This is a genomic window from Nocardioides mesophilus, assembly GCF_014395785.1.
Lineage (GTDB): Bacteria > Actinomycetota > Actinomycetes > Propionibacteriales > Nocardioidaceae > Nocardioides_B > Nocardioides_B mesophilus.
This window is the reverse complement of sequence record NZ_CP060713.1, coordinates 1837813-1862869: the sequence shown is the minus strand read 5'-3', so window position 1 is coordinate 1862869 and position 25057 is coordinate 1837813. Positions and strand designations below refer to the sequence as shown.

The window sequence follows — 25057 nt, the reverse complement described above, 5'->3', positions numbered from 1 at the left end:
AGGCCACGCCATGCCACCAGCACGGGCAACTTCCCTGGCGATGGTGGGGATCAGTCACCCCCACTCCTCGGCCCGGTTCCGGAGCGCCAGGACACTGGGCGTCGACGTGGTCGGCGCCTGGGACCCCGATCCGGTAGCGCTCCAGGCCTTCTGCGAAGAGGTGGACACCGAGAATTGCGCCCTGGAGGAGCTGCTCGGAGGTCCTGCCCAGGGAGTACTGGTGCACTCCAAGTCCAAGGACATGGTCTCCCTTGCCGAGCGGGCGCTCCTCGCCGACAAGGCGGTTCTCGTGGAGAAGCCGGGCGGGGGTGACCTCGAGGACCTGCGGCACCTCGATCGGCTCGCGCAGCGGCCTGGTGCCGTGGTCCGGGTCGGCTACAACTTCCACTACGCCCCGGCCATGGAGTGGGCGCGGTCGGTGCTCGCGCAGAACCCCATCGGGCGGGTGAGTCTGGTCAGGGGGCACGGAGCCAGCTCCCGCGGCGAGCATCTCTCGGCCCACCTCAACCAGGACGCCGACATGGGCGGCTCCTTGTGGGTCATCGGCTGTCACGTCATCCACCTCATGGTGGACCTGCTGGGACGTCCGGAGGCAGTGCGTGCGACCGTCACGAAGCTGCCCGGTTGGTCCGACGGCACGTCCCGCGAGGACGTCGCCGCACTGACGTTCCTGTACGAGGACCGGCTCGCCACCTTCGACTTCACCGTTCACGACAACGGCGAGTGGTTCGAGTCCTCGGAGATGACCCTGTACGGCGACGAGGGGCAGCTCTGCTTCGGCGTACTGCCGGCACGCGGCCAGCTCCTGACCCTCAAGGGCACGGACGGCCTGCCTCCCGGCCGGCACGACTGGCGGGAGAGCAGCTTCGCGGTCCCGTGGACCGGTGACCCGTCCGCGTTCAGCGAGCTCCCCCAGGTCGGCAACCGCACGTTCTTCGATCGCGAGCTGGCCGAGTTCGTCGACGCCATCGGCGGATCGGCCGCACGCGGAGTCACGGCGCGAACCGCGCTGGACGTGGCGTTGGTGGTGGCCGCGGCATACGAGTCGTCGCGACACGACGGTCAGTCCGTGCCGCTCCAGCCGGCTGCCGGCTGAGACCTATGCACGAGCGCCCGAACTGATGGTTGACATTCCTTATAACGAATACAATGATAATGCGAACAGCCCCTCCGTCCGGTGGCATGAGGTGGTGGCTAGTCGGCTCATACATCAGGAGGAACCGCGTGACTGACCAGACCTTGACCCGTGAGGAAGTCATCCAGCGCAACCTGGAGGCGGTGGAGGCGCACTTCCACAACGAGACGCCCGAGACGATCCAGCAGGCCATCGCGCTCTACACCGATGACATCTACTGGGAGGGACCCTCCCGCGGTCTCGTGTTCGACAACGCCGGCGACGCGCTGGCGGGCTACCACGACATCTTCAAATCGCTGGTCATCCACAAGCACACGCACCTGCGCCGCTTCGCGACGGAGGAGTTCGTCTTCGACGACTGCATCTACGAGGCGACCTACGTCGAGGACCACATGGCGAACTTCCCCTTCCCCGCCGGGACGAAGGTGAGCATGCGTCTGGCTCACGTCTTCGAGATGCGCGACGGAAAGATCGCCAAGGAGATCGCCTACGAGATCATCCGCGAGGCGGGCGGTCCCACCGACAACGACAACATCCCGGCTGGGTCAGAGGTCACCGTCTTCGAATAGGCCGACGCTCGCCACCGGCGCTGCGGTCCCACTCCCGACGAGCTGGCTCCGCGGCGCCTCGCACAGCTCCAGCATCGCGCGGCACCACTCTCGAGAGGCACACCTTCATGCTCACGTGGTTCATCGACGTTCCGCCCAGCGTGGGGCGGTCGGGACGCACCCCGCGCCTGGTCCCGGGGGCACGCTGATGGCGACGCCGCTGAGCCCGACCAGCCACGCCGAGGAGCTCCTCAGTGTCCCCGCCGCCTGCATGCTCGTGAACGGACGGTTCGTCAGCGGTGAGTCGGGCCGATCGCTGGAGAGCCGCAGCCCGGCGACCGATGAGCTGATCGGCACCTTCCCCCGGGGCACGGCGGCCGACGTCAGGAGCGCGGTGGCGGCGGCCCGCACCGCGACCACGGCCTGGGCGGCGACCAACCCGGCGGCGCGGGGCCAGATGCTGCTCGCGGCCGCGAACGACATAGAGGCACAGCGCGAACGCCTGGCCCGGCTCCTGGCCCACGAGACAGGGAACGCGCTCCGCACCCAGGCCCGACCCGAGATCACGAGCGTCATCGACCTGCTTCGCTACTTCGGCGGAGGGGCGCAGCAGGGCCAGGGCGTCACGACGCCCGTCGACCCGAGCCTGCTGACGTACACCCTCCGGGAGCCGTACGGCGTGGTGGCGGCGGTGGTGCCGTGGAACGCGCCGGCCCAGCTGTCGGTGGTGAAGATCGCGATGGCGCTGACGACCGGGAACACCCTGGTGCTCAAGCCGGCTGAGGACGCCACCCTCATCGTCCTGGAGGTTGCCGCGCTGCTCGACGCGCACCTTCCTCCTGGCGTGCTGAACGTGGTCACCGGTCTGGGCCCCGAATGTGGGGCTGCCCTGGTCAACGACCCCGACGTCGACAAACTTTCCTTCACGGGTTCCACAGCGGTGGGCCGATCCGTGCTGGCCGCGGCGGCGCACCGGATCCTGCCGGTCTCGTTGGAGCTCGGCGGCAAGAGCCCGTCGATCGTCTTCCCCGACTCCGACGACGACCGCACCGCTGACGGAGTGGTGGCAGGCATGCGGTTCACCCGCCAGGGCCAGTCGTGCACGGCCGGCTCCCGGCTGTTCGTCCACGAGTCCGTCTTCGACTCGTTCCTCGAGCGGGTGGTCGCTCGCGTCGAGCGGCTGGTCGTCGGAGATCCTCTGGACGAGACGACCGACATGGGATCCGTGATCAACGCCAAGCAGCACGATCGGGTGGTGGGCTTCGTCGCCACCGCCCTGGAGGAAGGGGCAGTGGCGCTCACCGGTGGCCTGCCCGATCCGGCATCGGCCGGCCGGCCGGGCTACTTCTTGAGACCGACCGTCCTGACCGGTCTGCGGACCGACTCCCCGGCGATGTGCGAGGAGATCTTCGGTCCTGTGCTGGTGGCCATTCCCTGGCGGTCGGAGGACGAGGTGGTCCGGGCCTCGAACACCAGCGACTACGGCCTGGCGGCGTACGTGTGGACCCATGACGTCGGGCGGGCGCTCCGGGTGGCGGGCGAGCTGAAGGCGGGATGGGTCCAGGTGAACCGCGGAGGGGGTCAGTATCCCGGCCTGTCGTACGGCGGTACGAAGCAGAGCGGCCTGGGCCGGGAGTTCTCGATCGAGGGCGCGGTCGACTCCTACACGTACGTGAAGAGCGTGACCGTGGACATCGCCGCCCAGGTGCCCGCACCGGGCTGAGGGATCCGGTTCACGCAGGGTGGGTCGTCGACACTGCGGCGCGTGGTCGGTCCCGGGCCTCGCTGACCCCCGCGTGCCGTGGCGGGGGGCCGGTGCTGGTTCTCACCAACAGGCCGGGGGACATGCGGATGCGTCTGGTCCCCTCCTGCCCTGTGTCGAGCCTCGAGCACAGCTGCGTCGCCGCCGCGACCCCCATCTCCTTGAGGGGCTGGGCGACGGTGGTCAGTCCGATCGACCGCAGCCCGCTGAGGCGAGTACCGTCGTAGCCGATGACAGAGAGGTCGCGGGGCACCTCGAGGCCGCGGTCGGCGGCCGCCGCCAGCGCGCCGATCGCCGCAAAGTCGTTCGCCACGAAGAGGGCGGTGGGGGGCTCGTCCCCGCCCAGGGCCGCGATCGTCCCCTGGTAGCCGCGCTCGTCGGTGAACCCGCCTGGGATGCACCGGATCCGGGCCTGGAGACCGTGCCGCTCCATGGCCTGGACATACCCGCGTTCTCTCTTGCGGGCCACGCTGTTGTTGCCGCCGGTGACATGGGTGATCGCGGAGTGGCCGAGCGCCACCAGGTGGTCGATCGCGAGTGCCGAGCCGCGGATGTCGTCGGTGCTGACCGAGACCAGGTGGGGCGGCAGCCGTGGTTCCGCGCCCACCAGCACCGCTGGACAGGACTCGGAGATCGCCGTGCCGGCACCGGCCGGCAGCCGGTGCCCCACGGTGACGAGCCCCTCGACACGGAACTCCATCAGCTTGTCGAGCTCGGCCCGCTCGGCGCGCCGGTCCGAGCTGCCCACGACCACGATGGTCCGGTAGTCCAGGCGGTGTGCCTCCGCCTGGACGCCGTCGAGGATGTCCACGTAGATCGGGTTGTGGAGGTCGAGCACGAAGACGCCGATGGTGCGGGAGCGGTGAGCTCCCAACGTCCGGGCGATCGCGTTCGGGCGGTAGCCGAGCTCCTCGGCGGCGCGACGGATCGTCTGGCGCGTCCCGGGTGCGACCCGAGACGAGTTCTGGAGCGCGAGGGAGACCAGCGACTTCGACACACCGGCGCGTGCGGCGACGTCGCGGATCGTGGGTTCACCCGAGGGCACCGTCGACCTCGACAGGCGTCCCCCGACGCATGGACTCGGCGGCTGCCTCGGCGATGACCACGGGAGCCCGACCGTCATGGACCGACACAGGAGAGGGACCGCCGTGGGCGACGAACTCCGTGAAGGCGTCCCACTCACGCCGGTAGGCGTCTGCGTAGCGGTCGATGAAGAACCGCATCAGAGGCTGCTGGCGTGTGCCCGAGGAGTCGGTCACCTCGGTGTAGTGCAGGCGTCGGTTGTCCGACGACGCCATACCGCGGGAACCGAACGCCTCCACGCGCTGATCGTAGCCGTAGGTCGCGAGACGGCTGTTGTCGATCACCGTCACCGATCCGTTCGCATGGGTGAGGACGGTCACGGCCGTGTCGATGTCCCCGGCCTCACCGATAGCCGGATCGATCAGGACGCCACCCTGGGCGTAAACCCGCACCACGGGTCCGGCGAGGTACCGAGCCATGTCGAAGTCGTGGATCGCCATGTCCATGAAGAGGCCACCGCTGACCTTCAGGTAGTCCAGGGGCGGCAGCTCGGGGTCACGGCTGGAGATCCGGGTGAGGTGGATGTTTCCGATACTGCCGTCCTCGACGGCCTCGTGGACCGCCTGGTGGCCGGGGTCGAACCGGCGGTTGAAGCCGGTCATGAAGGGGATCCCGGAAGCGTTGACCAGCTCCACGGCGCGGTGGACCTCGGCCAAGGAGTTGCTCAGCGGCTTCTCGCACATCACCGCCTTGCCGGCAGCGGCCGCGAGCTCGATGATCTCGAGGTGCGTGTTGGTGGATGAGCAGATGCCGACGGCGTCGACCCGGTCCGAGGCGACCAGCTCGGCGGCGCTCTCCGCCGCGTCGACGTGCAGGCGTGCCGCGACCTCCCGCGCCGGATCGCGTGCGGCGTCGTAGACCATGGTCAGCTCTGCGCCCGGAACCTGTCGCGCGACGATCTCGGCGTGCATGCGCCCGATGCGTCCCACCCCTACGAGACCGATCCGGAGCCTGGTGCCCTTGCTCATGTCTTCCTCCTTGCCGCATGCGCGGCCAGCTTGATGTGGATTACGTCGATGGGGTCCCCGGCCGACAGCGCCGCCCGGACGAGCTCGGCCTGCGAGGGCGGTGCCAACCCGTCGATGGGTGGGTCCCGGTCGAGGTTCGTCGGAAACGGATAGCCCTCCGCGGCAGCGGCGACGGCGTTGTCCACGAGTGCGTCGGGAACCCCGGAGACCGGTGAGGAGAGGAGGGCTGCATACACCGCCTCCACCACCCGGGTCCGATCCACGACCTCGGTGGAGCGACCGAACGGCGAGGACACCTGGAGCAAATTCGCCATCCGTTCGACGTCTGTCGAGTCGTTGTCGCCGGACCCGTGGATGACCGCGGGGTTGAAGAACAGGATGTCGCCCTTGCGGAGAGGGATCTGCACCGCATGCTCGGCGATCACCTCGGAGACGGCGCTGTCGTCGCCGGCGAAGTAACCGGCCCGATACTTCTGGCTGTGGGGGACGAACACCGTCGGACCGCTCTCCAGGGGCATGTCGCAGTGGGCGACAGCCCCTTGCAGCGTCAGCATGGGAGAGAACTGATGCACGTGTGCGGGGTACCTCTCCAGCTCCACATCGGCGACGAAGCCCAAGTGGTAGTCACGATGGGGGACCTGCGCCCGCCCCCCGGGTCGGACCAGGTTGACCTGTGAGGTGACCTGGTACCCCGGGCCCAGCCAGGCCTCGGAGGTGAAGGCAATGACGTCGTTGCCGAAGTACCGCACGAAGAGACCCGCATCTCGCAGTGCGAGCTTCTCCAGCGAGTTCCAGAGTCGATCGTTCACCCCTGGCGCGCCGAAGTGGTCGCCGCTCGTCCCGCCCAGGTCCTGCTCCTCGTGGATGATCGCGGCGTAGACCGCGCTCACCGCGTCGACGAGGGAGTGGTCGCGGTAGGCACGGGTGAACGCGACCACCCCTGGCCCTGCCAGCAGCGCATGACCCACTTCGGCCATGAGCGCCCGGCGCTTCCTCGGCTCGGACGCCGGTGGGACGTCGGCCGCGTCGTAGACCAGGATGCCGCGCTGCACGTCGGAGCAGTGGGGATAGTCGGAGACCACCGTCGGCTGCCGGACCACCGCTGCGAGCTCCTGAGGGTCGGCATCCCTGCCGCTCATCCAGTACTCCATCACCCACTCCTTGCCGAGCGTCATGATCAGGTGCTTGCACCAACGCTCTGTAGAGTGGCACGATCTGTTGGACCGGTCCAACACTCACGGAGAAAAAGATGGCTGATTTCTTGTCTCGGATCGCATCCGCGCCCATCTCATGGGGCATCTGTGAGGTGCCGGGCTGGGGCGCGATGCTCCCGACCGAGCGTGTTCTCGGTGAGATGGCCGGGCTCGGCCTACCCGCGACGGAGCTCGGAGCGCCGGGCTTCCTGCCCGAGGACCCGACGGTCCTCAAGGACGACCTGGCGCGCTTCGGCCTGTCCCTGATCGGGGGTTCACGCCCCTGGTCCTGCACCAGCGATCCGAGAGCGAGTCCGCTCTGCGGTCGGCACGGGAGAGTGCGGGCGCCCTCGCCCGGGCCGGCGCGACCACATTCATCACGGCGGCGGTCGCGGATGCCGGCTGGAGCCCGCCGCAACCCCTGGAGCGGTCCGAGCTTCGTCACATGGTGGAGATGCTGTCCCGGGTCGACGACGTGTGTGCGGAGTTCGGCCTGGCCCAGGTGCTGCACCCGCACGTGCAGACGATGGTGGAGACGGTCGAGGACGTCGACCGCCTGCTCGAGGCCTGCGACGTCAGCTGGTGCCTGGACACCGGCCACCTCGCGATCGGCGGGAAGGACCCGGTCGCCTTCGCCCGTGAGGCCGTCGACCGGGTCGGCCATGTCCACCTCAAGGACGTCGACCTGAGCCATGCTCCCGCCCTGATGAGCCGGCAGACGTCGATCATGGAGTCGGTGCAGGCCGGCTTGTTCACCCCGCTCGGGCAGGGCGACGTGCCGATCGCCGACGTCATCACGGCTCTGGAGGACGGCGGCTACACCGGGTGGTACGTCATCGAGCAGGACACCGCGATCACCGGGGAGGTCCCGGCAGAGGGGGCCGGCCCGGTCCAGTCGGTTGCCTCCTCGATGGACTATCTGCGCGACGTCGTCGCGCCCAGGCTGGAGGTCGGATGACCAGCCAGGGCCTCTTGAGCGAGACCGACTACGACCGCATCCTCCGAGCGCGGCTCACGGAGCCACGCGCGCTGCAGCGCTCGCTGGCCGAGCGCCCTCGTCGACCCCTTCTCGGGGAGGATCAGCGGCTGATGATCCTGGCGGCGGACCACACTGCGCGGGGAATGGTGGCAGTCGGGTCCGAACCGCTGGCGGTCGCAGACCGCCGTCAGCTGCTGTCGCGCTTGCTCACGGGTCTCGACGATTCGCGCGTCGACGGAGTGATGGCGAGCGCCGACATCCTGGAGGAGCTCGCCCTGCTGGGTGCCCTCGACCATCGTCTTGCGATCGGCACCATGAACCGTGGCGGGATGATCGGCGCCTCGTGGGAGCTGGACGACCGGGTCACCGCCTACGACGCCGACCACGTGGCGGCGAGCGGTCTCGACGGCGGCAAGCTGCTGCTGCGCCTGGAGCCGACGGACCCCGGCGTCGCGAGGACCATCGAGACGGCCGGTCGCCTCGTCACGCAGCTGGCGGATCGGTCGCTGATGGCGATGGTGGAGCCCCTGCCCTATCTCAAGGATCCCGACGGTCGGGCTGTCCTCGACCCGTCCGAAGCAGCACTGGCCCGCGCTGTCGGGATTGCCTCGGGGCTCGGTTCCTCCTCCGCGTACACGTGGTTGAAGATCCCGGCCACTCCGAACCCCGGCCTCGTCGCCGCCGCGACGACCTGCCCGATCCTGCTGCTCGGGGAGACCCCGGCAGCTCCTGGGAGGCGGTGTTCAGCCGCTGGGCCGACGCGCTGACCGTCCCGAACGTCCGCGGCCTGGTGCCGGGTCGGGCGTTGTTGTACCCGTCCACCATGACTCCGCAAGCCGCGATCGAACGTGCGGCGCAGCTCGTCCATGGATCCATCGAAGGGAAGCGGTGACGCATGTCGTGGTTGCGAAGAGCTGGGGACGTCGGCCAGGACGGCATCGTCGCCTCCGTGACGCCTGAGGCCGCCGGGTGGGAGTACTCGGGTCTCGAAGTGCTCGACTTCGGTGAGTCGAGGACGTTCACCCGGACGATGGCGTCGACGGAAGGAGTGCTGCTTCCGCTGTCCGCACGAGACGTCGAGGTGCGGGTCGACGGCGAGCGCTACTCGCTCGATGGTCGCGACGGCGTGTTCGCCGCAGTGTCGGACTGGATCTACCTTCCGCTCGGAAGCAACGTGGAGTTCTCGGCCGGACGCGGCGAGATCGCGCTGTGCACGGCGAAGGCGACGGTGAGGCACGACCTGGCCGTGACCGCGGCGGCCAGCGTGCCGGTCGAGGTCCGCGGCGCCGGTGCCGCGACCCGTCAGGTCACCAACATCGCCACCCCGACCTCGTTCGCCGGTGCGGACCGCATCAACGTCTGCGAGGTGATCACTCCGGCCGGCAACTTCTCCTCCTGGCCACCGCACCGCCACGACGGCATCGCGGGGTGCCCCGTGCGGAACGAGGAGATCTACTACTTCCGGACCGGGTGCCTGGACTCACCGCACGGCGATGCGCGGGGGCAGGCCCAGTTCCGTGTCTACACCGTCGACGGTGTGGTCGACGAGACCGTGACGGTCCTCGACCAGGACGTCTACCTGGTTCCCGAGGGCTACCACGGACCTTCCACCGCCCCGCCGCAGTACCCGCTGTACTTCCTCAACGTGCTGGCCGGACCCGGGAACGAGCGCACCATGGGATTCTGCGACGACCCGACACACGCCTGGATCCGCGCTTCCTGGGACTCCGCGGAGCAGGATCCGCGTTGTCCGGTGACCTCGGCGAGCGGACGGGTGAGCCGGTGAAGCCGCCACTGGGCATCGCCGTCCTGGGCCTGGGATGGATGGGACAGGCGCACAGCAGGTCGGCCCGCCGGATCCCGACGCACTTTCCCGAGCGGTCGTTCGATCCGCAGCTGGTCGTGTGCGCCGACCCCGACCCGGGCAGGCGGGCCGCAGCCTCGGAGGACTACGGGTTCCGCCGGGTGACCGACGACTGGCGGTCGGCCGTCACTGCCGACGACGTGGACGTGGTCTTCGTGACCGCTCCCAACATGCTGCACCTGCCGATGATCGAGGCCGCCTGTGCGGCCGGCAAGGCAGTGTTCAGCGAGAAGCCGATCGGCGGAACGCCGGATCACGCCTTGAGCGCGTGGCGGCTGGCCACCGAGGCCGGGGTCCGGACCGGGGTCGGCTACTGCTACCTGTGGTCTCCGCTGGTGCTGCACGCCCGGAACCTGATTCTCAGCGGGGAGCTCGGAGAGATCGTCCACTACCGGGGAAGCTTCCTGTCGATGTACGGCAGCGATCCGCTCGGTCTGCTCACCTGGCGGTTCCTCCTGGATCAGGCCGGCTTTGGAGTCTCCAGCGACATCCTGAGCCACTCCGTGGCGATGGCACAGTTCCTGGTCGGCGACATCGCGGAGGTCGTGGGGATGGCCAACACCAACATCACCCACCGGCCCCTGCAGAGTGGCGCCTCGAGCCACTACGGAACCGGCTCACCAGAGGATCCGGTCGGCGAGGTGGAGAACGAGGACTTCGCCTCCATGCTGTGCACCTTCGAGAACGGGGCGACGGGCACCTTCGAGGCCAGTCGCACCATCGTCGGCCCCGAGAGCCGCAACGCCTTCGAGGTGTACGGCACGCGTGGTTCGCTCAGCTGGAACCACGAACGGATCAACGAGCTGCTCTTCTACTCGGGAACCGACCAGACCAACTCGGGATACACCACGATCTTCGGCGGCGAGCGATTCCCGTTCCACGGTGCGTTCGTGCCCGGAAAGGCGAACAGCATCGGGTTCGAGGACCTGGTGGCGATCCAGGACTTCTGCTTCCTGGAATCCCTCGCCACCGGCTCGGACTTCTCGCCGGGATTCGACCAGGCCGTCTCGGTGGTGAGCGTCCAGCAGGCACTGATCGACTCCTGGCACTCCCGGTCCTGGGAAGAGGTTTCCGACCTGAGGGGCCGACAGTGAGCACCGTCCGGACGACGACAGCCGATGCGCTCGTGCGCTTCCTGGTCGCCCAGCGCACCGTCGTCGACGGTGCTGAGGTCCCCTTGTTCCCCGGAACCTTCGCGATCTTCGGGCACGGAAACGTCACGAGTCTGGGACAGTCCCTGGAGTCGCACCGCGACCACATGCCTGTCTGGCGCGGACAGAGCGAGGAGGGCATGGGATTGGCCGCGGCCGCCTTCGCGAAGGCGACGAGGCGACGCCAGATCATGGTGTGCACCTCGTCGATCGGTCCAGGTGCGACGAACATGGTGACCGCAGCCGGCGTGGCGATGGCGAACCGACTGCCGGTCCTCTTCCTTGCGGGTGACACCTTCAACTCGAGGCTGCCCGACCCGGTGCTTCAGCAGGTCGAGCACTTCGGTGTGCCCTCGGTCACCGTCAACGACGCCTTCCGACCCGTCGTCCGCTTCTGGGACCGCATCACCCACCCCGCGCAGATCCTCGCCTCGATCCCCGGCGCGATCCGGACCATGATGGACCCGGGTGACTGTGGCCCCGCCTTCGTCGGGCTGCCCCAGGACGTGGCCGCCGAGGCCTACGACTTTCCCGAGGCGTTCTTCGAGCCACGGATGCACCACTGGCCCCGCCCCAGGCCGGACGGTGAGGAGCTGACCACCGCGGCGACCTTGATCCGTGCCGCTCAGCGCCCGGTCCTGATCGCCGGCGGAGGAGTCCACTACTCGCTCGCGGAGAAGGAGCTGGACGCCTTCGTGCGGACGCACCGGATCCCTGTGGTCGAGACGGTGGCCGGGAAGTCGTCGGTGCTGGGCTCCCACCCGCACTACGTGGGGCCGCTGGGGGTGACCGGTGCAGATCCGACCAACGCGCTGGTGAAGGACGCGGACCTCGTCATAGCGGTCGGCACGCGTCTCCAGGACTTCACCACCGGCTCGTGGACGCTGTTCGCGCCGCAGGCGCGCATCGTCGCGGTGAACGCCGCCCGTTTCGACGCGGGCAAGCACTACTCTGCTCCCGTGGTCGGGGATGCCCGTGAGTGCCTCGGCGAGCTGACCGAGCTCCTCTCCGGCTGGGCCTGCCCGCCGGGCTGGAACGAGCAGGCCTCCTCGGCCCGGGGTGACCTCGGCCGGCTGGTGGCGGAGCGGACGCGCGACACGGACTCACCGGTGCTGAGCTATGCGCAGGTGGTGGGGGCCGTGCACGCGGAGGCGACCGACGAGGACTACGTGCTGACTGCCGCCGGTGGCCTGCCCGGTGAGCTGAACATCAACTGGCTCAGCAAGGGCATCGCGACGTTCGACTGCGAGTACGGCTTCTCCTGCATGGGGTATGAGATCTCCGGCGCCTGGGGGCGGCCTTCGCACGAGACCAAGGCGAGGTCTTCGCCTTGGTGGGAGACGGTTCATACCTGATGCTGAACAGCGACATCTACGCTTCCGTGCTCTCCGGCAAGAAGTTCGTGCTCGTCGTCTGCGACAACGCGGGTTTCGCAGTGATCGAGCGCCTCCAGCGCGGCAAGGGCGGACGTTCCTACAACAACATGCTGCGCGACTCGCGGGGAAGCGGCGCCGGCGAGCGAGTCGACTTCGCTGCGCACGCGGCGTCGCTGGGCGCTCGTTCGACCCGCGTCCGAGACCTCGCCGGCCTTCGGGAGGCACTGGCTGTTGCCCGGGAGCACGATCGCACGAGCGTCATCGTCGTCGACGTCGCAGAGGCGGACTGGACGCCGGGAGGTTCCTACTGGCAGGTCGGCATCCCCGAGGTGAGTGAGGTCCCTGCGGTGGTTCTCGCCAGGACCGAATCGGATGCCGCGCTCGCCGAGCAACGACGCGGCACATGAGGGCGACCTCCCCACCAGGCCGCGCGGGTTGCGGTGGAGCGGCACCCCTGCAGACGACCGACAGGACAAGGACACCATGACCAAGAAGAGCGGACCAGAGCTGATCGCGACCTGCTGGCTCACGGCGGGGGCCGTGGCCCCGCTGAGTGCTGACGAACGCAGCGCGGAGAGGATCGAGGAGCGGGTGCGCGTGGCCGGCGAGGCCGGCTTCACCGGGTTCGGGCTGTTGCACGCGGACCTGGTGACCGTCCGCGACTCGATGGGCTACGCGGAGTTCGGACAGCTGATCGCGGACTCGCCGATCGAGTACCTGGAGCTCGAGATGCTGGTCGACTGGTTCTCCGACGGTGCAGCACGAGAGTCGTCGGACCGGTTGCGGCGCGATCTCCTCGAGGCGGCCCGGCAGCTGCCCGTCCGTCACCTCAAGGCGGGCGGCGACTTCTCCGGCAGCCCCTGGCCGTTCGAGACCATGGCCGCGGAGTTCCGACGACTGTCCGAGCAGGCCGCGGACGTCGGGGTCCGCGTCGGAATCGAACCGATCGCCTTCGCCAACATCCGCACACCAGCGGACGCGCTGCGGCTGCTCGAGACCTCGGGGCATCCCTCGGGTGGCATGGTCCTGGACGTCTGGCACCTGGGGAGACTGGGACTCCCCATGGACACGGTGGTCGACATCCCGGTGGAAGCCATCGTCTCGACCGAGCTCGACGACGCGGCCGAGACCGTCGTGGGCACGCTGCTCGAGGACACCATCAACGAGAGGATGCTGCCCGGGGAGGGCGTGCTCGATGTCGTGGGCTTCATCCGCGCGGTCAGGGCGACGGGCTACGACGGACCGTGGGGCCTGGAGATCATCTCCCGGGCCCACCGGGCCAAGCCGATGGAGCAGGCGGTGCACGACGCCGTCGCCGCCGCGCAGGTCCAGTTCGCCCTCGCCGACGAACCGCCGCCCGCGTGACGGCGGACCCGTGCGCCGAGGCAGGGCCTCTGGATGGCGTGCTTGTCATCGATCTGTCGCGTGCCCTGTCCGGACCGCACGCCACCATGATGCTGGGTGATCTCGGCGCCCGGGTGATCAAGGTCGAGGCGCCGCGCACCGGGGACGACTCGCGCGGGTGGGGGCCGCCCTTCGTCGGCAGCGACGGGGAGCGTGAATCGACGTACTTCCTCTCGGCCAACCGGAACAAGGAGTCCGTCTGCCTCGACCTCAAGGACGACGCAGACCGAGAGGTGCTGCTGGGCCTGGTACGACGAGCCGACGTGCTGGTGGAGAACTTCCGGACCGGGGTCATGGAGCGGCTGGGTCTGGGCGCCGAGGTGCTCGCGGGGGTGAACCCGCGGCTCGTGCAGCTGTCCATCTCCGGGTTCGGGCACGACGGGCCCGAAGCCGGGCGGCCGGGGTATGACCAGATCGCACAGGGCGAGGCCGGACTGATGTCGTTGACCGGGTCCGCACCCGGCGACCCGCAGCGGTTCGGGACGCCGATCTGCGACCTGCTCGCCGGCATGTACGGAGCCTTCGGAGTCCTCGCAGCGCTCCGGGAGTGCCAGTCGACCGGCCGCGGACAGGTGGTTCGCACCTCTCTGCTGGCCGCGGCCGTGGGCGTGCACGCGTTCCAGGGAACGCGCTGGACGGTCGGTGGTGAGGTGGGACAGGCGACCGGGAACCACCACTCGTCGATCTCGCCGTACGGACTGTTCCGTTGCGCTGACGGAGCGGTCCAGATCGCCGTCGGCAGCGAGAGTCTCTGGCAGACGTTCTGCGCCGGCTTCGGCCTCGACCCATCGCAACCGGGCATGGCGACCAATGCCGAGCGGGTCGGCGCCCGCGCGGAGGTGGTCACGCTGGTCGAGAAGGCGTTCACCGACTGGACCGCGGAGGAGCTGCTCAGCCGATTGCGTGAGCTGGGTGTTCCGGCGGGCAGGCTGCGCAGTCTCGACGACGTCTACGAGTGGGAGCAGACCCGGAGCCAGGGGCTGGTCGTCGACGTGGTCCACGAGACGCTGGGCTCCCTGCAGCTGCCGGGGCCGCCGTTGAGGTTCTTCGACCTGACCGGCCAGGAGCGCACGAGAACGTCGCACCGGGCGCCACCGGTACTGGACGGGGACAGGGAGGATGTGCGTCGCCTGGGGGCCGAGCCGGCCCCGTGACGACGGAGCCGGTGGGACCTGCCGGTCCCCGCCCGGCACTCAGGAAGTCGCGAGGGTGTGCGCCTCGAGCGCGCGCTCAGCGGCTTCGACGTCCTTGCGGTCGATCGCGTCCACCAGCATCTCGTGCACCCGCAGGCGCTCGCGCTTGTAGGCGATGCTCTTGGACTGGGGCACCACGCCGAGGGTCGCGTCCTCGACCAGCTTCAAGATCCCCAGATACATGCTGGTGAGGATCTGGTTGGAGCCCATCTCCGCGATCTCCTCGTGGAGGTACCAGATCTGTCGGAGGAACTGCTCGTCGTCGGCGATCGACTCCGCGATCTTCTCGATTCGCGACCGCAACGCGCGCACGGACGCGGCCTTGCGGTGATGAAGAGCCTCCATGACCGTGAGGGGCTCGAGCGCGTTGCGGACCGCGACGGCGTGGTCGACCGACTCGGGCCGCCCGCGGACCGAGAGGAAGGTTTGTCCGAGCCGCACCACCGGGTCAGGCGTGGTGGTGAAGACCCCTCCGCGCGGACCCGGCTTCACCTCGATCAGGCCGCGCTCCTGCAGGAGGCGCAGAGCTTCGTTCAAGGTGCCTGCAGCGACCCCAAGCTTCTTCTGCAGCTCGGTCTTCGTGCCGATCCGCTCGTTGGGTGCCACATCGCGAAGCTGCTCCTCGAGGTGGTCAGCGGCATCTCGCGAACGACTGTTTGACGAGGACTTGACGGCAGTGATCACGAATCCAGCATATTCCTTATGAGCGACTGTTGCTGAACGCGGGCAGCAACTCCCTCCTGCAGTGACCTGCCGCACCAAGCCGTGAGGCGGCGCACGGCCGCTGTTCGCCCCGACATGTTCCAGCACGGTAACGACCTCTTGACGGGGGTGCGACGGGCTGGTTTAGTCTCGCCTAATGATTATGACGAATATGCGGGACACCACCACGAGTGGCCATGGTCAGCACCGTGGCTGGGGATGCAGGAGGCGGCCATGAAGCTCATCGGAATCCAGTCCGACGGTGACCACTCGATCGGCGTGGTCGAGGACGGAGCGGTCCGGCCCCTGGCCACGGTCGACGAGTTCTACGCGGATGTCGACGGCTGGCTCGACAAGGCGAAGGCCGGCACCGCCGGCTTCCTCGCGCTGTCCGACCTCCAGCAGGTCCCGTTCGTTCCCGCCACGGCCAAGGTGCTGTGTGTGGGCCTCAACTACCTGAGCCATGCGAGCGAGGCCTCGATGGCGCTGCCGGACTACCCGACGGTGTTCGGACGCTGGGCGTCCACGCTGGTCGTGGACGGGGCAACCATCCCGGTGCCCGACCACGAGGACGGTCTCGACTGGGAGGTGGAGCTGGCGGTCGTCGTCGGACGTCGCCTCACCGACGCAAGCGAGTCAGAGGCGGCAGCAGCCATCTTGGGGTACAGCGGCTTCAACGACGTCTCGGCCAGGAAGCGCCAGTTCGAGACCGCCCAGTGGACGCTCGGGAAGAACGCTGACTTCTCGGCCCCGCTGGGACCGGTGCTGGTGACTGCCGACGAGTGGGAGGGGACTCCTGACCTCGCGTTGGAGACATTGGTCAACGGTGAGGTCATGCAGTCGTCGCGCACGTCGTCGATGATCTTCTCGCCCGCCGCCATCCTCGCCTACGTCAGCAAGACCACGACGCTGGAGCCGGGCGACGTCATCGCCACGGGCACGCCCGAGGGTGTCGGGTTCGTCCGCTCCCCGGTTCGCCTCCTCGTCGAGGGGGACGTGCTCGAGAGCCGGATCGAGTCCATCGGAGCGATGCGCAACCCCATCGCTGGATCTGCACAGAGAAACCCGCAACAGCGGCAATGAACTCGGGATAGAACGCTCGGTGGACGCACCGCCACCGGGACCTGCTTTTTCATGATGTATCGGCGGGCGCGCTCGCGCCCACGCACGAAGGAGCACTACCGTGAATCGTTTGTCAGAGCGTCATCTGATGCGAGTCCCCGCAGTGGGGATCGGTGTCCTCATCATGGCGCTCAGCGCCTGTTCATCCAGCACCACCGCCGCCGACGGCGGCTCGGGCTCGGGCTCGGGTGGCGATGACAAGACGACGGTCGCACAGTTCCTGCCGCACACCAAGGCCGTGCGGTTCAAAACCATCGACGCGCCCGAGTTCGAGAAGGCAGTCATGGGGGAGTGCCCGGACTGCGGCGTGATCCTCCAGAACGCCGAGGGCGACGCAGGGAACGAGCAGCGCCAGATGGATGCTGCCATCGGTCAGGGAGTGGACGCGATGGTCGTCGACCCGGTGGACGGTCAGGCACTCGCCGGCGTGGTCAACAGCGCCCGTCAGAAGGGGATCCCCGTCATCTCCTATGACGCGCTGATCCAGGACGTCCCGCTGGACTACTACGTCTCGTTCGACAACAAGCTCGTGGGCGAGCAGATCGCAACGTCGCTGGTGGACCAGATGAAGACGCTCGGCACGACGGACAAGTGCCTGGTGGTCATCAAGGGCGACGCCAAGGACAACAACGCGTCCGTGTTCTGGTCGGGTTCTGAGCCGGTGATCAAGGAGGCGGGGCTGGACATCTGCTTCGAGACGAACACGCCGGACTGGTCGGACTCGAACGCGCAGCGCGAGATGGACCAGGCGATCACCAAGATCGGCAAGGGGAACATCGGCGGCGTCTACAGCATGAACGACTCCATGGCCGCAGGTGTCGTGGCCTCCCTCAAGGGCGCCGGCGTCGACCTGTCGCAGGTGCCCGTCACCGGCCAGGACGGTGACACCTCGGCGATCCAGAGGATCCTGGTGGGCGAGCAGTACATGACCGTCTGGAAGGACACGTTCGCCCTGGCCAGCACGGCCGCCAAGGTCGCCCTGCAGCTGGCCCGCGACGAGAAGCCGGCAGGAGAGCAGTCGGTCGACAACGGCTCCGGCACGGACATCCCTGCCACGCTCCTGCCGCCCCAGACCGTGACCAAGGAGAACATCGCGGACACGGTCATCAAGAGTGGCTTCATCAAGGTCGCCGACCTGTGCGCCGGCCCCTACGCGAAGGCCTGCGCCGAGGCAGGGATCGAGTAGTCGCCACCGTCCGGCCCTTCCCTCAGCAGCTCGGAGGTGCGGGCACCGCGACGTCGGTGCCCGCACCACCGCCTCATCCAAGGAAGAAACAACTGTCATGAATGCCCTGCAGTCGGACCAGGCGGTGCTGGAGCTGGTCGACATCCGCAAGTCCTACGGTCCGGTCAACGCTCTACGTGGTGTGTCGCTGCAGCTCCGGCCCGGGGAGGTGCACGCTCTCGTCGGTGACAACGGCGCGGGCAAGTCGACGCTGATCAAGACGATCACCGGAGTACAGGCCCACGACGGCGGACAGATCCTGTGGAAGGGGGAGCCGGTCAACTTCTCCGGCCCCCGAGACGCAGCACGCCGCGGGATCTCGGTCGTCTACCAGGACCTGGCCGTCTGCGGCAACCTGAGCGTGTCCGACAACGTCTTCCTGGGTGCTGAGTCGATGCACGCGGGCCTCCTGGGCTCTCTCTTCCGCCGGGTCGACCGGACCGCGATGGAGCAGGAGACGCTGGCCCTCCTGCGCTCACTCTCGGTGAACCTGCAGAAGGTCCGGACACCGGTGGAGGGTCTCTCGGGAGGCCAGCGTCAGTCTGTGGCCATCGCCCGGGCCCTCCTCGGCAAGCCCGAGGTCATGCTGCTGGACGAACCCACAGCCGCCCTCTCGGTCGCCCAGACCCACGAGGTGCTGAACCTCGTGCGGCGACTTCGGGAGCAGGGGCTGGCGGTGGTCATCGTGAGTCACAACCTGGCGGACGTCTTCGCCGTCTCCGACGTCGTCACCGTCCTGAGGCTGGGACAGGTGGCCGGCCGCTTCGACGTGCGTAGCTCGTCCCAGCAGGAGGTCGTCGCCGCCATCACCGGAGCCGAGTGGGGAGCTGTCCGATGAGCCTCTGCACCAAGCCACCTACAACCAGGCAGGAGTCGTCCCGATGACCGTGCAGCCAGCCGTCACCAGTCAGCCTGGCGGCAGCGAGACGCCAGCCGCCGACGGAGCACAACCCCGAGCGGTTCGTGGATCCTGGGTCCGGGCACTCTTCATGCGCCGGCCGAGCGGGATCAACCTCGCCCCCGTCATCCTCGGCCTCGTCGTGGTCTGCGTCGGGTTCCAGACCGCCAACAGCAACTTCTTGACACCGTGGAACATCACCAACCTCTCGCTGCAGGTCGCCTCGGTCGGCGTGATCGCCGTCGGCGTGGTGGTGATCCTGCTGCTCGGCGAGATCGACCTGTCGGTCGCTGCGATCAGTGGCTTCTGCGGAGCCGTGCTCGGCGTGCTGAACGTCCAGCTCGGCTGGAACGCCTGGCTCTCGGTCGCGGTGGCAGTGTTGGTCGGCATCGCCATCGGCATCTTCCAAGGATCGGTGGTCACCTACTTCCGGGTGCCTGCGTTCGTTATCACCCTGGCCGGCTTGATCGGTCTCCAAGGGTGGACGCTGGCGCTCTTCGGTGACCGTACGGCCATCAACTTCGACTACGCCGGTGACGTCGCCAAGCTCACTTCCACCTTCTTGTCGCCGGTAGCCGGGTGGGGCATCGCAGCGGCCATCATCTTGGCCGTCGCCTACTTCAACCTGAAGGAGCGTGCCCGGCTCAAGGCCGCTGGTCTCGAGCACAGCGAGCTGCGCACGCAGATCCTGAAGATCGTCGGGATCGCCCTGGTGCTCTGTGGCGCGATCGTGGTGTTCAACCGTGACCGGGGACTCCCCCTGGCGGTGTTCATCTTCCTGGCGATCGTGGTGGCGATGGACTACGTCATCCGCCAGACCCGCTACGGGAGCCGCTTGCTGGCCATCGGCGGGAACGCCGAGGCCGCCCGACGCGCTGGTATCCCGGTGCAGCGGATCCGGATCGCGGCGTTCGCCATCGGTTCCGGCCTGGCCGCCTTCGGTGGGGTCCTGGCGGCATCGCGCCTGATCGCCGCCACGACCCAGTCAGGGGCCGGGGACACCCTCATCAACGCGATCGCCGCCGCAGTCATCGGAGGCACCAGTCTGTTCGGAGGACGCGGGTCGGTCTACTCGGCGCTTGTCGGGGTGTTGATCATCGGTTCCATCTCGAACGGCATGGATCTCCTCGCCCTGCCGTCTGCGGCAAAGTTCATCATCACCAGCATGGTGCTGCTCCTGGCGGTGGTCGTCGATGCGATCGCGGCACGCAGCAGCCGCTCACAGGTCAGGGAGTGACGGGCATGAGGATCCATCTGCCGGAGGTCGTCGTCCTGACCGGGGCGTCGTCGGGTCTGGGCAAGCACCTCGCGAACGTCTTGCTGGACGACGGGTGCGTCGTCGTCGGGGTCGACGTGGTGCCCACGCCTGAGGAGCTGGATGGTCGGGACACCTTCCGATCGGTGTCGGGAAGCGTGGACTCGGCCACCACCTGGGATGCCGTCAAGGCGACGCTGGACGAGCTTCCCGGACGATCCATCGGGCTGGCCTCGGTCGCCGCGACGCTCGTGCAGGGAAGCGCGGCGGAGATCTCCGCCGCGGAGTGGAGGCGCGCGTTCGACGTGAACGTGATCGGACCGGGCCTGGCGATCAAGCACCTGCAGCCGGAGATGACACGTCGCGGCGGGGGTCCGATGGTCTTCGTGGGGAGCGTGGACGCGACGTACGGCGAAGAGGGCCTGGTCGCCTACTGCGCCTCGAAGGGCGCCCTGCGCCAGGTCGTGCGCGCCTCTGCTCTCGACTTCGGCCGGTCCGGCATCCGGTGCACCATGGTCAGCCCCGGGCCGATGACGACGGAGATGTTCTACAAGCACCTGAACAGCAGTCCTGACCCGGAAGCACTGCTCGCCACCCGGGTCGCCCGGCAGCCGCTGGGGGCCATCACCAGCCCCGAGGACGTCGCCAACGTGGTGGCGTTTCTGCTGAGTGACCAGGCGAAGGGTGTCAGCGGCGTGGACGTGATCGTGGACGGTGGGCTCACCTCCGGCTACGAGTTCAGGAACATCCCGATGGACGCAGGATCGGAACCGGTGTGAAGGCGCTCATCCTCGGCAGCGGCCGGATGGCGGCCATCCGGGCCGCCGCCCTGCGTGACATGAGCGGGGTGGAACTGGTGTTCGCCACCCGGGACCGGTCGCGGGCAGAGGCACTCGGCAAGGAGTTCGGAGGGCTCGGCGTGGCCTTGGACGACGTCGCCTCCGAGTCGCCGGACGCCGTCTTCGTCACCAGCGCCACCGCTCGGCACCGGTCGGACCTCGAGCTCGCTCTCCGGGCCGGCGTTCCGGTCCTCATCGAGAAGCCATTGGGAGCCTCGGTCGAGGAGAGCGAGGCTCTCGCGGCGTCGGCGGATACGGCCGGCGTGCCGGTGATCGTCGGGTTCCAGCGCCGCTTCGACGACGGCTTCGCCGCCCTGAAGACCGCCATCGACTCCGGTGCGGCCGGACGGCTGTACCTCATGCGCTCGGCGTCGATGGATCACACGCCCGGGCGCGAGGAGTTCATCGCGGCGAGCGCGGGCATCTACCACGACCTCTTCGTCCATGACATCGAGACGGCGATGTGGCTGACCGGCCAGGAGGTGCGATCCGTCTACGCGGTCGGGGGCAGCCGGGTCTCCCAGGCCTACGCGGACCACGGCGACTCGGACGTCGCGACGATCATCGCCCACCTCGAGGACGGGCTGACGGTGACGATGCACGGCGTCCGGCACGATCCGCTGGGCCAGGACGTCCGGTGGGAGATCTACGGCTCGGAGATGGTGGCCGCTGCTGGTCTGAGTCGTCGTACGCCGATCCTCGCCGTCGAGGAACCGTCGCTCGCCGCCCACCACCCGCCGCTGACCTTCGCGGAACGCTTCGCGGGCGCCTTCGCCGAGGAGACACGGTCCTTCCTGCGCTCGGTGGCCGACGGGGGAACGTTCCTCGGCTGCACCGCGCACGAGGCGGTTCTGGTGTCCAGGGTGGCGGAGGCCTGTGCAAGGAGCAGCAAGCTCGGCGTGACCGTGCCCGTCGGCGCCTGAGCCCCCGCTACCACGGTGACCGTCGCGGGGCTGGGCGTCGCTGCCTGGTGCCTGTTGGGTCTCGGCGCCGGGCTCATCGGCTTCTCCAAGACCGCCGTCAACGGGGTCTCCCTGATCAGCGTCGCGCTGTTCGCCTCCGTGCTTCCGGTGCGCAGCTCCACCGGGACGCTGCTGCTGCTGATCCTGGTCGGCGATGTCTATGCGGTGCGTGCCTACCGCCGGCACGCCGACTGGCGGGTGCTGAGGCGGTTGATCGTTCCGGTCGCGGTCGGAATCGTAAGCGGGACCTACTTCCTCGGCCGCATGAGCGACGCCGTCCTGGGTCACACGATCGGCTGGGTCCTGGCCGCCCTGCTCACGGTGCAGCTGCTCTCGCGGTTGAGGTCCCTCTGGGCGGAGCCTGCGACGCCCCGTCTGCATGCTCCGGTTCTGGGCGCGCTGGCGGGCTTCACGAGCATGGTGGCGAACGCGGGCGGATCGTTCATGAGCATCTACCTGCTGAAAGCAGACGTGGGCGTCCTGGGATTCATCGGAACGGGTGCGTGGTTCTTCTTCATGCTCAACCTCGTCAAGCTGCCGCTCTCCCTCTCGCTGGGCCTGATCGACGCGCAGTCGTTGTACGTGCTCGTCGCTCTGGCTCCCCTCGTGCTCATCGGGGGTGGTTCGGTCGCGGGGTGGCGCCGCGACTGTCGCTTCCCTCCTTCGAGTGGATGGTGCTCGGCTTCACCGCGCTCGGCGCCGTCAACCTGATCCTGTGAGGGCGCGTGGACCTGCTCAGCCGACCGGGCAGCGCGGGTAGAGCGAGCGGGTCGGGAACTGTCGCGGCGCGTCGTAGCCCGCCGGGTCCGTGAACTCGCAGCCGTAGGTCGGCGACGCCACGAGGTTGGGGGAGAGCACGTCGTCCCCGGCGGGACGCTCGACCAGACGCGGACCGTGAGCTCGCCGGGAGCCGGACTCGGCTCCGTGCCGGCCACGGTCCCGCGACTCCACCCAGTCTGTGAGGTCGTCCCATGCCGTCCGCACCTCGGTGGGCGTGAACTCGCAGTGGCCCGCGGCCCGGATCGCCCGCTGCACCAGCAGGTGGGACCGGCCCCGGTCGGCCACTTCTCGGGCGTAGACCTGCTCCATCGAGAACGGCACGAACAGGTCCCCGAGGCCGTGGAGGGTCAGGGTCGGCACCTTCGGACGACCCTCGATGCGCGGGATCGTCGTCAGCCGGCGGGTGTTGCGCGCCTCCGGGTCGGCCGGCGCCACCCGCTCGACCGTGGCATCGACCTCCACGGGCACGTTCGGCGAGTAGGCCACGTCCTGGTTCTGAGCGACGCGTCCGGGGTTCAGCGCGAGCAGCGAGCCGTCGTCGGGCGAGGCAAGGGTGAACAGGAAGTCCTTCCAGACCGTGAACGCGGCGTCGTCGCCGGGGCGCGGCCCACCGGTCAGGTTCGTGGTCACGTCGCGCAGCTGGGCACCGAGCGGGTTGGTGATCGGCGTACCGATGCCGCCGCTGAGGCCGAGCTTCTTCTTGATGTCCGGCACGACCGCGGTCTGGTAGTCGTCGGGGACCGGGTAGGCGTCCAGCCCGGCGAGCTGCTGCGCCACGAGGTTGAAGCCGAGGAAGTAGTCGAAGAGCTCCTGGTCGCCAAGCACCCCGCACATCGGCAGCGCCCCGTCGTAGAAGTGCGGGTACTGCTCCAGCGACCTGCCGATGATGTGGCCACCCATGGAGACGCCGGCCACGTAGAGCCGCGTCGGGTTCCGCGGCAGAACTGTCGCGGCGTAGCGGGCCAGATCGTGGGTGGTGGTGACCCCGGTGGCCACGTCGTAGGCGTTGCGTGCGTAGCTGGAGGCGGCCCAGGCGTAGCCCTGCTCGGCGAAGGTCCTCCGCAAGCCGTAGCCGGGGGAGTCGACGGTGAGCACCGTGCCGTCACCGCGGAAGCCGTGTGCCCACATCACCAGCTCGCCGTTCCAGTCCGGGGGGATCTCGATGTCATACGCCGCGTGGTCCCGGATGCCCTGGAGCACCCGGGTCTGCGCGCCGTCCACGGTCAGCGGCGCGAGCGGAGGGTTGTCGACGGTGTACCCCGGCAGCGGTTGCGTGCCTTCCGCCGTGCCCGACCCCCGGGGATCGGCCCGGTCATCCGTGCCCTGACGGGCGTCGGCCGCACCGCCGACGAGCCCCAGTGAGAGCGTGACCGCGGTGGCGAGACCGGCCACGAGCGAGCCGTGGAGCCGGCGGGACCGGACGTGCGAGGTGGCGGGCGTGACAGGCATGGCGACCTTCCCGAGAGGGATGTGCTGCGCCGAGCGGCACAGAGCCGGAACATAACCGGTGCCCCGGTGCTGCGACCATGGCGGAAAGCCCAACGCTCGTCGTGCTGCGCGGCCAAGGACTCGGGGCCGTGTGTCCCGATGCGCGGGCCGATCCTCCGGCTCAGTGGCGTCGGACCAGCCGGACCGTGAAGCCGTCCGGTGTCTGCGCGGTCACCAGGTCGTCGCAGAGCCGCCGCGCCAGCCAGAGCCCGAAGCGGCCCTCCGGGACGATCTCCCCGCTGCCGGGCCGGTAGCCGGCGAACGGGTCGTCGAAGCCGCGCCCGCGGTCGGTGATCGTGCACACCACCCGGCCGGTGGAGAGCCAGACGTTCACCTCCACCGGGGTCTCGCCGTGCCGGACGCCGTTGGTTGCCACCTCGTGGACCGAGAGCACCAGGTCCTCGACGACCTCACCGGCCACCCGCTCGTCGTGCAGCAGGTCCCGGAGTCGCTGGTGCAGGGGCTGCAGGTCGTGCGGGTCCGACACCGAGGCCGACAGGGCCGGTACGACGTCGGGCGCGGGCTCCAGGTCGGTGGCCGGCAGCCGCATCAGCTCCGCCGGGTCGACGTACACCGGGTTGGCGGTCTGCGCGCCGCGGGTGCGGACATAGGGATGGGTCAGCTCGCCGGTGACGAGGACCGGGTCGGAGAGCGCCGCGGAGTCGTAGGCGCAGAGGCTCCACAGCGGGAACGGCGCGAGCGCGTGGTTGCACAGCGCCTCGAAACGCCGCCACTCGTCCCAGGCGGCGGAGCTGCTGCCGAAGTCGACCTCGTTGACCAGGCGGACCCTCTCGGTGCCGCCGCGCAACCGGCTGCGCATGAAGTCCCGGTAGAACGCGACCGCGCTCACCGCCCGGCCGTAGACCTCCGGCCGCGGCAGCACCGTCACCCGGGGGTCGTCCCCGAGCGCCTCGGTCAGCGCCTGGTTGTGGGCGTCGGTGCAGACCAGCACCGCGTCCTCGCCGGCGGCCAGACCCTCGCGCAGGAACGGTGTCGCAGCCTCGACCAGCCCGGCGGAGGACGAGAAGAACAGCGCCTCGTGGATGTACTGCGGTTCCGCCGACATGGAGCCCCCTGCACCACAGTGACACGTCTTGGGCTTCTCCGGTTGCCCGACCCGGTCGTCGGCA

23 protein-coding genes and 1 pseudogene are annotated in these 25057 nt (G+C 68.9%); 18 read left to right on the top strand and 6 right to left on the bottom strand.

Annotation, left to right across the window (positions count from 1 at the left end; translation table 11 throughout):
• Nucleotides 1-10: 10 nt before the first annotated feature.
• The 3 genes from H9L09_RS08800 to H9L09_RS08790 all read left to right on the top strand — a co-directional run bounded on the left by H9L09_RS08800 (nt 11) and on the right by H9L09_RS08790 (nt 3406).
• Nucleotides 11-1096 carry a Gfo/Idh/MocA family oxidoreductase gene (locus H9L09_RS08800; protein ID WP_187580244.1) on the top strand — a complete coding sequence of 362 codons (1086 nt, stop codon included), beginning with the start codon at nt 11-13 and terminating at the stop codon, nt 1094-1096.
• Nucleotides 1097-1224: 128 nt separating this feature from the next.
• Nucleotides 1225-1704 (top strand): nuclear transport factor 2 family protein, encoded by a 480-nt coding sequence (locus tag H9L09_RS08795; protein ID WP_223164272.1) that lies wholly within the window; start codon nt 1225-1227, stop codon nt 1702-1704.
• Between the two features lie 187 nt (nt 1705-1891).
• On the top strand, nt 1892-3406 hold the full coding sequence (locus H9L09_RS08790) for an aldehyde dehydrogenase family protein (protein WP_187580242.1): 1515 nt from the start codon (nt 1892-1894) through the stop codon (nt 3404-3406).
• Between the two features lie 10 nt (nt 3407-3416).
• On the opposite strand, the gene H9L09_RS08785 is transcribed toward H9L09_RS08790, so the two are convergent.
• From H9L09_RS08785 to H9L09_RS08775, 3 genes are read right to left on the bottom strand one after another with little or no spacing between them, the layout of a single operon-like run.
• Complete coding sequence (locus H9L09_RS08785) at nt 3417-4490, bottom strand: LacI family DNA-binding transcriptional regulator (RefSeq protein ID WP_187580241.1); 1074 nt, start codon at nt 4488-4490, stop codon at nt 3417-3419.
• Nucleotides 4477-5496: an inositol 2-dehydrogenase gene (iolG, locus tag H9L09_RS08780; protein ID WP_187580240.1), complete on the bottom strand. Its 1020-nt coding sequence runs from the start codon at nt 5494-5496 to the stop codon at nt 4477-4479. The genes H9L09_RS08785 and iolG overlap by 14 nt, the downstream gene beginning before the upstream one ends.
• A complete protein-coding gene (locus H9L09_RS08775; RefSeq protein WP_223164271.1) occupies nt 5493-6731 on the bottom strand; it encodes a phytanoyl-CoA dioxygenase family protein in 1239 nt (412 codons plus the stop codon). Before H9L09_RS08775 ends, iolG begins: the two co-directional genes overlap by 4 nt.
• A 241-nt stretch (nt 6732-6972) precedes the next feature.
• On the opposite strand from H9L09_RS08775, the gene H9L09_RS08770 reads away from it, so the two are divergent.
• From H9L09_RS08770 to H9L09_RS08740, 8 genes and pseudogenes are all read left to right on the top strand, one after another.
• Nucleotides 6973-7647, top strand: a complete 675-nt coding sequence (locus tag H9L09_RS08770) for a sugar phosphate isomerase/epimerase family protein (protein ID WP_187580770.1) — start codon at nt 6973-6975, stop codon at nt 7645-7647.
• Nucleotides 7644-8560: pseudogene (locus H9L09_RS08765) on the top strand (Cgl0159 family (beta/alpha)8-fold protein). The gene H9L09_RS08770 and the pseudogene H9L09_RS08765 overlap by 4 nt, the downstream one beginning before the upstream one ends.
• A gap of 3 nt (nt 8561-8563) precedes the next feature.
• Complete coding sequence (gene iolB, locus H9L09_RS08760) at nt 8564-9454, top strand: 5-deoxy-glucuronate isomerase (RefSeq protein WP_187580239.1); 891 nt, start codon at nt 8564-8566, stop codon at nt 9452-9454.
• On the top strand, nt 9415-10626 hold the full coding sequence (locus H9L09_RS08755; protein ID WP_187580238.1) for a Gfo/Idh/MocA family protein: 1212 nt from the start codon (nt 9415-9417) through the stop codon (nt 10624-10626). Before iolB ends, H9L09_RS08755 begins: the two co-directional genes overlap by 40 nt.
• Nucleotides 10623-12038 carry a thiamine pyrophosphate-binding protein gene (locus H9L09_RS08750; RefSeq protein WP_223164270.1) on the top strand — a complete coding sequence of 472 codons (1416 nt, stop codon included), beginning with the start codon at nt 10623-10625 and terminating at the stop codon, nt 12036-12038. Before H9L09_RS08755 ends, H9L09_RS08750 begins: the two co-directional genes overlap by 4 nt.
• The gene (locus tag H9L09_RS21585) at nt 12017-12466 is read left to right on the top strand and encodes a thiamine pyrophosphate-dependent enzyme (RefSeq protein WP_246456479.1); all 450 of its coding nucleotides are present in this window, start codon (nt 12017-12019) and stop codon (nt 12464-12466) included. The genes H9L09_RS08750 and H9L09_RS21585 overlap by 22 nt, the downstream gene beginning before the upstream one ends.
• A gap of 76 nt (nt 12467-12542) precedes the next feature.
• Nucleotides 12543-13424, top strand: coding sequence for a sugar phosphate isomerase/epimerase family protein (locus tag H9L09_RS08745; RefSeq protein ID WP_187580237.1), 882 nt, complete (start codon nt 12543-12545; stop codon nt 13422-13424).
• Nucleotides 13425-13462: 38 nt separating this feature from the next.
• Nucleotides 13463-14617, top strand: a complete 1155-nt coding sequence (locus tag H9L09_RS08740; protein WP_246456370.1) for a CaiB/BaiF CoA transferase family protein — start codon at nt 13463-13465, stop codon at nt 14615-14617.
• Between the two features lie 39 nt (nt 14618-14656).
• On the opposite strand, the gene H9L09_RS08735 is transcribed toward H9L09_RS08740, so the two are convergent.
• Complete coding sequence (locus tag H9L09_RS08735; RefSeq protein WP_187580235.1) at nt 14657-15340, bottom strand: FadR/GntR family transcriptional regulator; 684 nt, start codon at nt 15338-15340, stop codon at nt 14657-14659.
• 252 nt (nt 15341-15592) lie between these two features.
• Here H9L09_RS08735 and H9L09_RS08730 point away from each other — a divergent pair, with 252 nt between their 5' ends.
• The 7 genes from H9L09_RS08730 (at nt 15593) to H9L09_RS08700 (ending at nt 22370) form a co-directional block, all read left to right on the top strand.
• Nucleotides 15593-16441: a fumarylacetoacetate hydrolase family protein gene (locus tag H9L09_RS08730; protein WP_187580234.1), complete on the top strand. Its 849-nt coding sequence runs from the start codon at nt 15593-15595 to the stop codon at nt 16439-16441.
• Nucleotides 16442-16568: 127 nt separating this feature from the next.
• Nucleotides 16569-17666 (top strand): ABC transporter substrate-binding protein, encoded by a 1098-nt coding sequence (locus tag H9L09_RS08725; RefSeq protein WP_187580233.1) that lies wholly within the window; start codon nt 16569-16571, stop codon nt 17664-17666.
• A 97-nt stretch (nt 17667-17763) separates the two neighbouring features.
• Nucleotides 17764-18543, top strand: a complete 780-nt coding sequence (locus H9L09_RS08720) for an ATP-binding cassette domain-containing protein (RefSeq protein WP_187580232.1) — start codon at nt 17764-17766, stop codon at nt 18541-18543.
• 43 nt (nt 18544-18586) lie between these two features.
• On the top strand, nt 18587-19840 hold the full coding sequence (locus H9L09_RS08715; RefSeq protein WP_343065212.1) for a sugar ABC transporter permease: 1254 nt from the start codon (nt 18587-18589) through the stop codon (nt 19838-19840).
• Nucleotides 19841-19845: 5 nt separating this feature from the next.
• Nucleotides 19846-20637 (top strand): SDR family NAD(P)-dependent oxidoreductase, encoded by a 792-nt coding sequence (locus H9L09_RS08710; RefSeq protein WP_187580230.1) that lies wholly within the window; start codon nt 19846-19848, stop codon nt 20635-20637.
• Nucleotides 20634-21620: a Gfo/Idh/MocA family protein gene (locus tag H9L09_RS08705; RefSeq protein ID WP_187580229.1), complete on the top strand. Its 987-nt coding sequence runs from the start codon at nt 20634-20636 to the stop codon at nt 21618-21620. Before H9L09_RS08710 ends, H9L09_RS08705 begins: the two co-directional genes overlap by 4 nt.
• A 15-nt stretch (nt 21621-21635) precedes the next feature.
• Nucleotides 21636-22370, top strand: coding sequence for a sulfite exporter TauE/SafE family protein (locus H9L09_RS08700; protein ID WP_223164269.1), 735 nt, complete (start codon nt 21636-21638; stop codon nt 22368-22370).
• A 24-nt stretch (nt 22371-22394) separates the two neighbouring features.
• Here the strand turns inward: H9L09_RS08700 and H9L09_RS08695 are convergent, their stop codons facing one another.
• Nucleotides 22395-23888, bottom strand: coding sequence for a hypothetical protein (locus tag H9L09_RS08695; protein ID WP_187580228.1), 1494 nt, complete (start codon nt 23886-23888; stop codon nt 22395-22397).
• A gap of 160 nt (nt 23889-24048) precedes the next feature.
• Nucleotides 24049-24993: a sensor histidine kinase gene (locus H9L09_RS08690; protein ID WP_187580227.1), complete on the bottom strand. Its 945-nt coding sequence runs from the start codon at nt 24991-24993 to the stop codon at nt 24049-24051.
• Nucleotides 24994-25057: the final 64 nt, after the last annotated feature.

Excerpts from the sequence above, each read along its gene's own strand:
- H9L09_RS08800 (WP_187580244.1), top strand. The coding sequence starts at position 11 with ATGCCACCAGCACGGGCAACTTCCCTGGCGATGGTGGGGATCAGTCAC.
- H9L09_RS08790 (WP_187580242.1), top strand. The coding sequence starts at position 1,892 with ATGGCGACGCCGCTGAGCCCGACCAGCCACGCCGAGGAGCTCCTCAGT.
- iolG (WP_187580240.1), bottom strand. The coding sequence starts at position 5,496 with ATGAGCAAGGGCACCAGGCTCCGGATCGGTCTCGTAGGGGTGGGACGC.
- iolB (WP_187580239.1), top strand. The coding sequence starts at position 8,564 with ATGTCGTGGTTGCGAAGAGCTGGGGACGTCGGCCAGGACGGCATCGTC.
- H9L09_RS08745 (WP_187580237.1), top strand. The coding sequence starts at position 12,543 with ATGACCAAGAAGAGCGGACCAGAGCTGATCGCGACCTGCTGGCTCACG.
- H9L09_RS08730 (WP_187580234.1), top strand. The coding sequence starts at position 15,593 with ATGAAGCTCATCGGAATCCAGTCCGACGGTGACCACTCGATCGGCGTG.
- H9L09_RS08725 (WP_187580233.1), top strand. The coding sequence starts at position 16,569 with ATGCGAGTCCCCGCAGTGGGGATCGGTGTCCTCATCATGGCGCTCAGC.
- H9L09_RS08720 (WP_187580232.1), top strand. The coding sequence starts at position 17,764 with ATGAATGCCCTGCAGTCGGACCAGGCGGTGCTGGAGCTGGTCGACATC.
- H9L09_RS08715 (WP_343065212.1), top strand. The coding sequence starts at position 18,587 with ATGACCGTGCAGCCAGCCGTCACCAGTCAGCCTGGCGGCAGCGAGACG.
- H9L09_RS08710 (WP_187580230.1), top strand. The coding sequence starts at position 19,846 with ATGAGGATCCATCTGCCGGAGGTCGTCGTCCTGACCGGGGCGTCGTCG.
- H9L09_RS08695 (WP_187580228.1), bottom strand. The coding sequence starts at position 23,888 with ATGCCTGTCACGCCCGCCACCTCGCACGTCCGGTCCCGCCGGCTCCAC.
- H9L09_RS08690 (WP_187580227.1), bottom strand. The coding sequence starts at position 24,993 with ATGTCGGCGGAACCGCAGTACATCCACGAGGCGCTGTTCTTCTCGTCC.